The 12,615-nt window shown below is 44.2% G+C and carries 9 protein-coding genes; 3 read left to right on the forward strand and 6 right to left on the reverse strand.

Annotated features, from left to right (window positions below; translation table 11 throughout):
* Window positions 1-19: 19 nt before the first annotated feature.
* The 4 genes from R8N49_RS05945 to hrpA all read right to left on the reverse strand — a co-directional run bounded on the left by R8N49_RS05945 (window position 20) and on the right by hrpA (window position 7,326).
* Entirely contained in the window at window positions 20-1,600 is a 1,581-nt protein-coding gene (locus tag R8N49_RS05945) for a BCCT family transporter (protein WP_005377659.1), read from the reverse strand.
* Window positions 1,601-1,962: 362 nt separating this feature from the next.
* Window positions 1,963-2,478, reverse strand: coding sequence for an outer membrane beta-barrel protein (locus R8N49_RS05950; RefSeq protein ID WP_005377661.1), 516 nt, complete (start codon window positions 2,476-2,478; stop codon window positions 1,963-1,965).
* Between the two features lie 199 nt (window positions 2,479-2,677).
* Window positions 2,678-3,157, reverse strand: a complete 480-nt coding sequence (locus R8N49_RS05955) for an outer membrane beta-barrel protein (protein WP_021033871.1) — start codon at window positions 3,155-3,157, stop codon at window positions 2,678-2,680.
* 182 nt (window positions 3,158-3,339) lie between these two features.
* Window positions 3,340-7,326, reverse strand: coding sequence for an ATP-dependent RNA helicase HrpA (gene hrpA / locus R8N49_RS05960; RefSeq protein ID WP_005377665.1), 3,987 nt, complete (start codon window positions 7,324-7,326; stop codon window positions 3,340-3,342).
* 185 nt (window positions 7,327-7,511) lie between these two features.
* Between hrpA and R8N49_RS05965 the strand changes: the two genes are divergently transcribed.
* Window positions 7,512-8,096, forward strand: a complete 585-nt coding sequence (locus R8N49_RS05965; protein WP_017820648.1) for an FMN-dependent NADH-azoreductase — start codon at window positions 7,512-7,514, stop codon at window positions 8,094-8,096.
* Window positions 8,097-8,190: 94 nt separating this feature from the next.
* Here R8N49_RS05965 and R8N49_RS05970 read toward each other — a convergent pair whose 3' ends face one another.
* Window positions 8,191-8,580, reverse strand: coding sequence for a hypothetical protein (locus tag R8N49_RS05970; RefSeq protein ID WP_236147214.1), 390 nt, complete (start codon window positions 8,578-8,580; stop codon window positions 8,191-8,193).
* A gap of 62 nt (window positions 8,581-8,642) precedes the next feature.
* Window positions 8,643-9,947 carry a MipA/OmpV family protein gene (locus tag R8N49_RS05975; protein WP_033905356.1) on the reverse strand — a complete coding sequence of 435 codons (1,305 nt, stop codon included), beginning with the start codon at window positions 9,945-9,947 and terminating at the stop codon, window positions 8,643-8,645.
* Window positions 9,948-10,182: 235 nt separating this feature from the next.
* On the opposite strand from R8N49_RS05975, the gene R8N49_RS05980 reads away from it, so the two are divergent.
* On the forward strand, window positions 10,183-10,533 hold the full coding sequence (locus R8N49_RS05980; RefSeq protein ID WP_017634942.1) for a hypothetical protein: 351 nt from the start codon (window positions 10,183-10,185) through the stop codon (window positions 10,531-10,533).
* Between the two features lie 9 nt (window positions 10,534-10,542).
* Window positions 10,543-12,483, forward strand: a complete 1,941-nt coding sequence (locus tag R8N49_RS05985; RefSeq protein ID WP_033905249.1) for an alkaline phosphatase D family protein — start codon at window positions 10,543-10,545, stop codon at window positions 12,481-12,483.
* Window positions 12,484-12,615 lie beyond the last annotated feature (132 nt).

Below are 12,615 nucleotides of genomic sequence, written 5' to 3' on the forward strand. Positions count from 1 at the left end.
ATCATGGATCGCGTTGTATTTATTTGTAAGCTGGCAGTTCAGTTCTTAACCCTTTCACCAAACTGACACACATCAACAGCAGAACAAAAGTAAACGGTAATCCTGTTGCAACAACGCCTGATTGCAATGCTTGCAGGGCTTCTTTACCACCAACCCAAAGCATTACGGCTGCAATTGCACCTTCAATACACGCCCAGAAAATGCGTTGCGGTACTGGTGCATCAATCTTACCACCGGCGGTAATACTATCGATAACCAGCGAGCCAGAGTCTGACGATGTAATAAAGAATACCAGAATCAGCACGATAGAAAGCATTGAAATCACTGAGCTGTACGGAAGCGCATCGTAAACATGGAACAGAGTCAATGAAATATCAGTTAGGCCATTTGCACCTAGCTCACCAACTTTATTCACCACTTGGTCAAGCGCGATACCACCAAACACAGACATCCAAATCAAAGTAACAACTGTAGGAATAACGATGACTGCGAATAAGAATTCTCGAACCGTACGACCTTTAGACACACGCGCGATAAACATACCAACAAACGGTGACCAAGATACCCACCAAGCCCAGTAGAATACCGTCCAGCCGTGCATCCAAGTTTCATCTTCACGACCGTGAGGGTTACTCAATGGAATAATATTTTCAATGTAAGCCATTGTTGTGTCGCGTAGCGAGCTCCACGCCGTATCAAACGTGATGAAGGTAATGAAAATAAGCAGCGCAAACGCAACCACCATATTGACGTTACTCAGTAGCTTAACACCACCATCAATGCCACGAATCACTGATAACACCGCGATAAAGGTAACGAAGGTGATCACAATCATTTGTGTACCAATGCCGCCTTCTAGACCAAAGACATGGTTAATACCACTGGTCGCCTGCTGAGCACCTAGACCTAGCGACGTTGCAAGACCAAATAGCGTCGACAAAACGGCAAGGATATCAATAACGTGACCTAACCAACCCCATGCACGGTCACCAAAAATTGGATAGAACGCCGCGCGCAATGAAAGTGGTAAACCTTTGTTAAAGGCAAAAAACGCTAATGCTAGTGCAACGAGTGCGTAAATACTCCAACCATGCACACCCCAGTGGAACATAGTGGCACCCATCGCAAGGGATTTTGCTTCTTCGGTGTATGGTACTGCGTTAAGTGGCATTCCCCACCAATCAGTGAAATACGCGGTCGGCTCAGCCACACTCCAGAACAGAAGACCAATACCCATACCCGCGGCGAAAAGCATCGACAACCAAGAAACGGTTGAGTGATCCGGCGTTGCTTCTTTGCCACCTAAGCGGATTTTACCTAGCGGAGAAAAAAGAAGAGCAACGGCGAACAATAAGAAGAAGTTTGTCGACCACATAAAAAACGCATCAAACTGTTCGATAATTCCGTTTTTTAGACCGTTTAATACGTCACGAGCAGTGGTTGGCTCAACAAGAAGAAGTGAAATCAGACAGAAAACAACGAGCCCCGCACTAATGCCAAAAACCGGGTTATGTATATCGAATCCCCACTTTTGAACGTTATCCTGTCCAACCTGATAATCGGTTGTATCAATACTATATTTTTTAAATGCATTATCCATAAATACAAATTTAACGTGAATTTGAAACGCCCCTCAGGTGAGAAGAACTCCAATACCGCCCTCCATTAATTTGAACTCTAAAGTTTTAAAGCGGGACAAATTTTAGCAGCAATCACATATTTTTGCAAAAAGTCGTGATTTATTGCATTTTAAGCTCAATTCGAGACAGATGAAGGGGAAATAATATCAACACAAAAATTATGAGGTCTAACGATTGATTTTGTCGTAGGTTGTAGACTAGAAAAGACACAAGAAAGACTTAAGTTCATAGCCAGTCACAGCGCAAATAGAGAAGACCTGCGCTGATTTGGTTTCACAATTAACGACGAAACCAAATCAGCAAACCTTTCATCCAGCGAGCGTTATAAGAAATGGAAGGTGATGTTCCCTGTTACGCTGCTAACGGTATCGCTATCGCCTTCAATATCCACGCCAAACGCTTGATAACTCGCGCCCACAGACACATTGTCAAGCAAGAAGTATTCGGCACCAACACCATACATGTAAGAGACGCCATCATCTTTGTCTAAGTTTCTCAGTCCGCCGTCATAATCAACGTTGAATGCATTGATGCCGCCTTTTGCGTAAACGTGTAACGGGCCGAAGTCGATACTAGGTTTCGCCGCTAAATAGAATGAATCAAAATCAGCACTACCCCTGCTGCCACTCAAAGATAAATCCACTTTGCCGTGGTTAAAGTAGCCTGCTTCAATGCCAATGAATGGCAAAATACCAGTACCGACATGAATACCATAAGTTGTATCATTTTCGCTGTCGATATCGGACTGACCAATTTGACCACCAGCGTAAATCCAAGAGTCAGCCATTGCTGACGTTGAGCACAACGTTAGAGCGAATAACGAGAGTGTTTTTTTCATACTATCCCTTCCTGATCGATTCCTAAGCGAAACATTACGCAAATATGCGCATTTAATCGCCACTATATATTGGAAAGCATAGGCATTTTAAGACTCTAAAAGTGAATAATTTATGTTCAACTTTTGTTTTGTGACTTCCAGACAAAAAAACACCGACATAAAGCCGGTGTGTTTCATATGGTGTTAGAAAGCTTGACGCTTATAGGAAATGTAGTGTTGCGTTAACAGAGAACGTGCTGATATCGTCTTTACCAGCAGTGTAGTTCATGTAGCTAGCACCAACAGACATTGGGCCAAAAATGAAGTACTCAGCACCCACACCGTACATTAGGTCCAAATCGTCATCGTCTTTGCCGCCTTTCACTTTTTTGTCCCACTGATGGAAACCACCTTTTGCGTACACGTGTAGCGGACCGAAGTCGATGCTTGGCTTAAGTGCTGCGTAGTAAGAAGTTAGCTTAGTGTCTTGACCATTTACGTTGAACTCACCGTGTTGTGTTACACCAGCTTCAACACCAATGATAGGTAGAATGCCTGTACCAACGTGAACAGAGTATGATGTGTCCGTTTCACCTTTGTAGTCAGACTGACCTACTGTTGCACCACCGTAAATCCAAGAATCCGCCATTGCCGCAGAAGATGCGCCAAGTAGCGCCACTGCTAATAGAGTTTTTTTCATCATCTACCTTTACTCTTTATTATTCCCACGTCTGCATAACTCAGTCGTTGGTACTACAAATAAAGGGAGGCGAACTATTGCCTCCCGGAACTAAAAAATAATGCTTATTGAGTTACTAGCAATTAGTGTACCAGCAACTTCTTAAGCGATAATTACAAATCTGACACTATTTTACTGGTTGATTAGCAAGCATCAATCGCGTTTTTGACTCGTTTATCAGAAACAGGATAAGGAGTGCCTAATTGTTGAGCAAAGTAACTCACGCGAAGTTCTTCAATCATCCAACGCACTTCTTTTACATTTTCAGGAATGGCCACACCTTTCGGGATCTTGTTCAGCAACTCTTTATAGTCTTGAGTCACAGATTCAATCTTCAGCATATGTAAACGATCTTTGTTTGGATCGATTGGCAACTTCTCCATACGGCGCTCTATCGCGCGCATGTAGCGAAGAATATCCGGCAAGCGCTTCCAGCCACATTCCGTTGCAAAGCCTTTGAAGATCAAGCCTTCAATTTGTGCTTTGATATCGGACAGAGCAAACGCCATTGTGAAGTCGATCTTGCCTTTTAGCTTCTTATTGATGCTAAACGCCGTGGTCAGAATAGTCTCAACCTGTTGAGCGATCTCTACAACGGTGTCACCCAATTCAGCACGAACGTGTTCTTTCAACGCTTCGAACTTCTCTGGCTCCCAAACTAAACCACCCTGCTCTTCAATAAGCTTATCGACACCGCAGGCAATGCAGTCATCTATCAGATCAAGCACCTTGCCGTAAGGGTTAAAATACAACCCCAACTTCGATTTGTTCGGTAAGTTAGCGTGCAAATATTTAATTGGAGACGGTACATTCAACAAAATCAAACGACGCTGGCCAGCGCGCATTGCGGTGATCTGCTCAAATTCGGTTTCGTAGAGTTTGATTTCAACGCTGTCTTTGCTATCAACAAGCGCCGGATACGCTTTTACATCGTAGCCGCCACGTTTTTGTTGATACACTTTCGGCAATTCGCCAAAACTCCACGTATGCAGACCTTGCTGTTCGATATCGTCATCCGCAACTTTGGAAAGCGTTTCTTGAACTTTGTCTTTCAAACTTTCTTTCAGTTCATGAAGGTCTTTATGTTCCTTCAGTTTACGATTTCGATGATCAACCGCGCGGAACGTGACTTTCAAGTGCTCAGGTACTTGTTCCAAGTTCCAGTCTTCACGCAGTACCTCTACGCCCGTCATGCGTCGCAACTCTTTCTCTAATGAATCTAGCAGCGGCGCTTCCATTGGCGTGACACGTGCTAAGAATGCATCGGCATAGTTTGGCGCAGGCACAAAGTTCTTACGAATTGTCTTTGGCAACGATTTAATCAAGCTAACCACAAGCTCATGGCGTAAACCTGGGATCTGCCAATCAAAACCCGCTGGTTCAACTTGGTTTAAAATCGGCAACGGCAAATGCACTGTGACACCGTCACTATCATCGCCTGGTTCAAATTGGTAACTCAATTTGAGCTTCAAACCATTTTGATGCCAGAAGTTCGGGTAATCCAAATCGGTCACATGGCTAGCATCACCCTTGAACAGCATCTCTTTTTCAAAGTTCAGCAGTTCCGGATTTTCTTTAGATGCCTTTTTCCACCACGTATCGAAGTGTTTGCCAGAAACGACTTCAGTACCAACACGTTGGTCATAGAAATCAAACAGCTCATCATCATCCACCAAGATGTCACGACGACGAGATTTATGCTCAAGCTCTTCCACTTCTTGCAGAAGCTTACGGTTTTGCTTAAAGAACGCGTGTTTGGTTTCCCATTCCCCCTCAACCAATGCACTACGAATGAAGATTTCGCGACTTACGGTCGAATCGATACTGCCGTAGTTGACCAAGCGTTTCGGTACGATTGGTACGCCGTAAAGCATCACTTTTTCGTGCGCCATCACCGCAGCGCGTTTCTTCGACCAATGTGGTTCGCTGTAACTACGTTTAATAAGGTGTTTAGCTAACGGTTCAATCCATTCTGGCTGAATCTTTGCGATGATACGACCCCAAAGTTTTGAGGTTTCCACCAACTCAGCAGACATGATCCACTTAGGCTGTTTCTTGAATAGACCTGATGCAGGGAAGATATGGAAACGAGCATTACGCGCGCCTTGATATTCATTCTTTTCTTGGTCTTTCATGCCGATGTGCGACAGCAAACCAACCAAAATGGCACTGTGTACGCCATGGTAAGAAGCGGGCTCATCGTTAAGCTTGAACTCCATCTCACGCATCGACTGATGAATTTGGAAGTACACGTCTTGCCACTCGCGAACGCGCAAGTAGTTCAAATAGTCTTGCTTACACTGTTTGCGGAACTGATTGCTAGACAAGGCTTTTTGCTGCTTTTGGATGTATTCCCACAAATTCACAAATGTCAGGAAGTCCGACTCTTCATGGAAGAAGCGACGATGTTTATCGTCTGACGATTGTTGTTTGTCGGAAGGACGCTCGCGTGGATCTTGAATCGACAAGGCCGCTGCAATGATCATCACTTCTTTAAGCGCACCATATTTTGGTGCTTCCAATACCATACGCGCCAAGCGCGGATCGATTGGCAAACGCGCTAATTGGCGACCAATGGAAGTCAGGCGTTTTTTCGGGTCTTTTACCTCAGAGTTAATCGCACCAAGCTCTTCCAGCAAACGTACGCCGTCTTGGATGTTACGTTTATCCGGTGCTTCCACAAATGGAAACGCTTGAATATCACCCAAACCAAGTGCCGTCATTTGCAAGATAACCGACGCTAGGTTGGTACGCAGGATTTCAGGATCAGTAAACTCTGGGCGCGACTCAAAATCTTCCTCTGAGTACAGACGAATACAGATACCCTCTTCCACACGACCACAACGACCTTTACGCTGGTTCGCACTCGCCTGAGAAACTGGCTCGATTGGAAGACGCTGAACCTTAGTACGGTAACTGTATCGACTGATACGCGCCGTACCCGGGTCGATAACGTATTTAATGCCCGGAACAGTTAGCGAGGTTTCTGCCACGTTGGTTGCCAGTACAATTCGGCGACCAGTGTGAGGTTGGAAAATCTTATTCTGCTCACCTGCCGACAAACGTGCGTAAAGCGGCACAATTTCCGTGCTCTTCAGATTACGTTTGGACAATGCATCTGCGGTATCACGGATTTCACGTTCACCGTTCATGAAAATCAGGATGTCACCTAAACCTTCATCGCACAGTTCATCTACCGCTTCGAAGATGCCTTCAAGCTGGTCACGATCATTGTCGTCATCACCGCTTAGTGGGCGGTAACGTGTTTCTACTGGGTAAGTACGACCCGATACTTCAATGATTGGTGCATTGTTGAAGTGTTTTGAGAAGCGTTCTGGGTCGATGGTTGCCGACGTGATGATCACTTTCAAATCAGGACGACGTGGCAGCAACTCTTTCAAGTAACCCAAGATGAAATCGATGTTGAGGCTGCGCTCGTGCGCTTCATCGATAATGATGGTGTCGTATTGATTCAAGAAACGGTCATGCTGAATTTCAGCTAGCAAGATACCGTCCGTCATCAATTTGATTTGGGTATTTTCAGAGATCTGATCGTTGAATCGAACCTTGTAACCAACAAACTCACCAAGCTTGGTTTCCATCTCTTCGGCAATACGGTTAGCAACCGAACGCGCTGCAAGACGACGAGGCTGAGTATGACCAATCAGACCAAATTTACCGCGACCAAGCTCAGCACAGATTTTGGGTAGCTGAGTGGTTTTACCTGAACCGGTTTCACCCGCGACGATAACCACTTGGTTTTCTTCGATCGCTTTCGCAATATCGTCGCGTTTTTGGCTGACTGGAAGAATTTCAGGGTATTCAATCGTTGGTTTGTAGCTACTACGTTGCTCCACAACCATCATGGATTGGGCGATGTCTAATGCGATTTCGTCGAACACAGCATTACGCGCTGCGTCCTTCTTAATTTTGCTTGCACCAGAAATACGTTTACTCAAGCGGAAACGGTCGCGCATCATGCACTGATTCAGCGCTTTACGCAGAGATGCAGCACTATTCACTTGAGCCTGAGGTGTTTGAGCTTGTTTCGCTGTCGCTTTTTGCGCACCATTTGACGGTGTCGCTTGCTCTTCAGCTAGATTCTTTTTTGGGGGCTGTGACGAAGTCAAAGCGTTTCCTATTCTTTTCATTACAAAAACTGCGCGGATTGTATCACACAAGATCTGTAACAAGATAACCGAAAGCTCATTCAATTTTTTCGAACATGTTCAGCGAATCGCTAGGCTTTTGAACTCACTTACGTTGCTTATAATAGCTCCCATAGTCGAAAGCACTTATTTAAGGAATAACCATTATGTCTCGTGTACTAGCTCTAAAATCAAGCATCCTTGGCGATTACTCTCAATCAAACAAATTGGTTGAAAACTTCATCAAAAATGTAGACCAAGACAAGCTTACTGTTCGTGATTTGGCTGCAAACCCTCTACCTGTTTTGGACTTCGCCGTTGCGACTGCACTGCGCGCTACGGAAGATCTTTCACAAGAACAGCAAGCGGTGGTCGACTTGTCTGACACCCTTATTGAAGAAGTAAAGGCCGCAGACACTTTGGTTATTGCCGCTCCAATGTACAACTTCACCATCCCGACTCAGCTTAAAAACTGGATTGATTTGATTGCTCGTGCAGGCGTGACATTCAAATACACAGAAAACGGCGTTCAAGGTTTGATTGAAGGTAAAAAGGCGATTGTAGTAACGACTCGCGGTGGTATCCATAAAGATTCACCAACTGACAACGTTACGCCATACCTACGCACTGTGCTGGGTTTTGTAGGAATCACTGATGTGGAATTTGTTTACGCAGAAGCGCTAAACATGGGTGAAGATGCGGCTGCAAAAGGCATTTCAGAAGCGCAAAGCCAACTTGCAACAATGGCGTAAGTTAGAATAAACCAGAATACAAAAGGGATTGGTTCGCGCCAATCCCTTTTTGGATCCTGATGCCTTAATCGTATTTATAGGGTCTCTTACATCGTCAAAAACGATTCACTTTCTCCAAGTTGCGTATTGCATCAAGGTAGACTTTTTCTAAAGACCGCTCAGCTTCGCTTATCATATTCTCGATCATCGCATTAAACGCGACATCGCTACGGATTTCTATATTGTCTCCCGCCTTAACGTCAAGAGAGTTGACGTACAACACCAACCATTCATCGCCCTCCAAGTGCCCTTCTCCGTGAATGGCAAAAAAGCGTTTGGCAAATTCAGCGTTGGTACAATTTATCGCTTCAATTTGAAGATTGAATGAGGAGTCGATACTCATGGTGCTCATCCCATCCGATTCATCAGATGCATCACAAACAGCCTTAACTCTGGCACGATATACGAAATTTCTCGTTGAAAGCAGCATAGTATTATTCATCATTACTCATAATGGGCGATAAATAAGTCAGTTGCAAATCCGACTTATATGCATCTCGCGATGCGCTAAAACTCGAACTGGAAATAAATAGTATTGTAGTTACTCCCACCTTTAATTCGCCCAAACTGGGAAGCGCTTTCAAAAATCGCCGAGCGGTGATGCAATGAATAGCCCACCCACATATTGTTCCAGCTCTTTTGGTTGAAGAGATCGCCTACATTGACATCAAACGAGAAATCTAAGTAGTTGAGCAACTTGCTTGGTGTATAACCCTTGTCTTCCATTTCTGTGCCTTCAATATAGGTAATGCTATCAATGTATGACACACCTTCCGCTACACCAAATCGCCAAGTCGTAGGCCAATTAACCGTATAATAAGCCTTAATCGCCATGACGTATTCTGTGCTCGCAGACTGAACACTGGACGACCAGTGATGAACCAACCCTGGCGTTAAATAAATATCAAGAGGAAAACCAAACAGCTCATCCGTTAATGGATGCCCATAAAACAATGAAGTAAGTTGATTGTCGTATGGGTCTTTTTCTCTCTCAAAGCTAAATATTTCACCGATGTTCGAAGGCGTCGCCCAACCATGCGCAATACGTAGATATGCTTTATTGCTCAGTGTCGGTTTCGGAGCTTTGCTTTTATCGTTGAAAAAGCCAAAACCGACAAACACTTCTCCCTGATATCGATCTTCTACAAGCTGACTGTTGTAGGCGTTATCATCTAAGCGAGTAACACTCGTCTCACCCAATAAATACAAATTTGAAGTTACATGGTAACGCGCTTTAATACCAAGATTGGTGTCAAGCCCAGCTCCAATTCTCTCGCCAGTAATATCCTTAAAGGAATAATATTCACTATTGAAATCAGCGTCTTTGTATCGAATCGTAATCGATGGCTCTAATTCCCAATCACCAAATACATAATTGGCAGCAAGGCGGTAATTAGAGTGAAACTGGAGTTCGTCGTCCGTCATCAACTCTACTTCTGCGCGCCAAGTGTCGTTAATGCTATAACGCACTTGCCCACCGAAATCGACTCTGTCCCCTTCATTAGCATTTTGTAGCGACATGGGAATATCGACAAATCTCAATCGCATGAGTGCGCTCGCGCGCCAGTCGGAATCACTCTCGTTATACAAAAAAGCGCCACCTTCAATGCCATTGATATACACATGTTCGTTTTCAAAGAACATCATTGGTACAAATGTACTCACCGTAGAGTCATTATCGGCGGTGTAAAACGGAATCGATGCTGTGCGATACATCGCAGCAATCCCCCACGTTTGTTCGTCTGCACCATGCGCAGAAGAAACTGCCGCAGCTAAAGGTAAAGCGAGTGTTGTTAGAATTAATCTCTTCATGAGTTCGAAAAATGTTGGTTGAGAAGCAGGCAAACATCAATGATTTGCCATTAAAAGCTTATGTTCTGCTGATGATAGCCGTTACAATGGCAAATGTTGTCATCCTCGTGACAGTTTGAGTCCCAAGATCATATTAATATTGCACGACTAGGTGAGCTTGTTTGCGAATATTTTACCATTACAACAAGCGCTTAAACTCTAGCTTAGTTCTAAATCAAACATAATGAAGTAAAAAGTGAAAGCATCAGAACTCATCTCTACCTTGAATCATTTACCCGCAGACACAGACCCAGACATTGTGATGGGAGAAGCATGGCTGCCAGAGAGGTTGATAGGGACTCAACTCGATGGTGACATGTTGTTTTTGCACTTTGATAATGCACCAGAAGATGGTCAAGGTGACGAAGAAGGGCGTGGCTTCGTCGAACACGAAATCGACCTAATTAGAACTCGGCTTCAGCAAATTTTGGATGAAGACAGTAATAACGCGTCAAAAGCCGATGCGATGCTTGGTTTGTTCCTTATGGGACATGAACTTAGTAGCTCGCAAGTTATCGAAATATTAGAAGAAGAAGCTGACACATAAGGAGCCGTTTTGCCAGCATTGATGAACACGACTGAAATTTCTTCACTTCCTCTTGTCGTTGCAGGTCCGATCCTACGTAAAGTGACCGCAACTGAAATCAATATTTGGCTAGTCACCACCCAACGCTTGGAGGGTATGGTGCAAATTACGGATGAAAATGCCTCCATCCTTTATCAAGCCCCTTTAAGTGAACAAAAAGAACAGCTTCAAATCGGCCTCAATGCGTGGTGTTGCTTACTTAAATTAGAAGGCGAGTTTCCAACCCATCAAGCGTTACGCTATCAAATAAAAACGCAATATGGATTAGTGACGGAACTGCTCCCTCACCTGACTTATGAGCGAGATAATACGCCAAACTTGGGTATTGAGTTCCTCGTTAGTGAAAAAGCGGATTATCTCCTACATGGCTCTTGCCGTAATCCCCATCACTTCAGTGATGATACATTGGTCGCTGCGGATCATAAAATCGCGTCTCAATCCATTGAAGAAAGACCGGATATGCTCATCATGAGTGGTGATCAAATCTATGCAGACCATGTTGCAGGCCCCACTCTCGATGCCATTGAGCAAGTCATAGCTTTATTGGGTTTGCCAGGCGAAGAATTCGATCAAGCTCCGATAAAAAATACCAATGAGCTCTACCAACACCCTGCTTGCTATTATGGTCGAGATAAATTGTTGCCTCATTATGTGAGTGATGACAGTTTACTAAGTAAGTTTTTTCCACACCGAGGGACACCAATATTCAGCGCCAAAGAGTGTGAGAATCACCTAATAAGCTTTGCTGAGTGCTTTGCAATGTACTTATTGGTTTGGTCTCCGACCTTGTGGAAGCTTGTTCGAACGGATCGTTTGTTAGAAAACGAATTTACTGTCGGCGGAGAAGTTCTTGAACCCAAATGGCAGCAGCAATGGCGCGAAGAAAAAAAGCAAATTGATAAATTCGTCGCAGGTCTGGACAAGGTTCAACGCTTACTCGCTCACATTCCAACCTATATGATTTTTGATGATCACGATGTCACCGACGATTGGAATCTCACCATAGGCTGGGAACAAGCCGCATACAGCAACACGTTTGCAAAACGCATTATCGGTAATAGCTTGATTGCTTACTGGCTTTGCCAAGGTTGGGGAAATGCGCCAGAAAAATTCAATGATGAATTTATGAGCCTCGCTCAACGCTTTATCGATGAGCGAACCTCGCAAACCCAAGATGCATTTATTCAATATTTGTATCGCTTTGAGAATTGGCACTACACCATTCCTACGACACCAAAAGTTGTCGTGCTAGATACACGAACCAGACGCTGGCGTTCTGAGTCTAAAATGAACAAACCTTCTGGCTTAATGGACTGGGAAGCGATGATTGAGTTCCACCAAGAACTCGTGCACCAAGACAAAGTTGTTATTGTTTCTGCCGCGCCAATGTTTGGTGTGAAATTTATCGAAGCACTACAACGTGTGGTGACCATGCTTGGTAAACCATTGATGGTTGATGCTGAAAACTGGATGGCTCACCCCGGAAGTGCGAATACTCTTATTAGTATTTTCACACACACAAAGACACCAACTAACTTTGTTATTCTCTCTGGCGACGTACACTACTCTTTTGCATACGATATTAAGCTCCGCTATCGAAAAAACAGTCCGAATATCTATCAAATCACCTGTAGTGGAATTAAAAATCAGTTCCCTACACAACTGCTCAATATTTGTGATGGCCTAGATAGACTGCTATACAGCCCTCGCTCACCTTTAAACTGGTTCACAAAACGTAAACGACTCAAGATTTACAAACGCGCACCAAGTACGCACAACTTTTATCGCTTGGTTAACCATAGTGCCATTGGTGAGCTACGTCTTGATGATGAAGGCAAACCAAGTCAAATTAGTATTCTGACGAGTGATGGTGACGAAGTTCATTTTCCACCGACACGTGCTGAAAGCTGAGTATCAATCCCAAAATGACTTGCCCTTTGTAAGAGGCAAGTCACCTTGAACTAACTCAGGAGTTTAGGTTTTTTGGGGAGAAAGTGGCCGTGCTTAAATGTCAACGGCGTGCTAAATTTGGTATCGCACCTT

This window comes from Vibrio sp. 1978 (genome assembly GCF_033344345.1).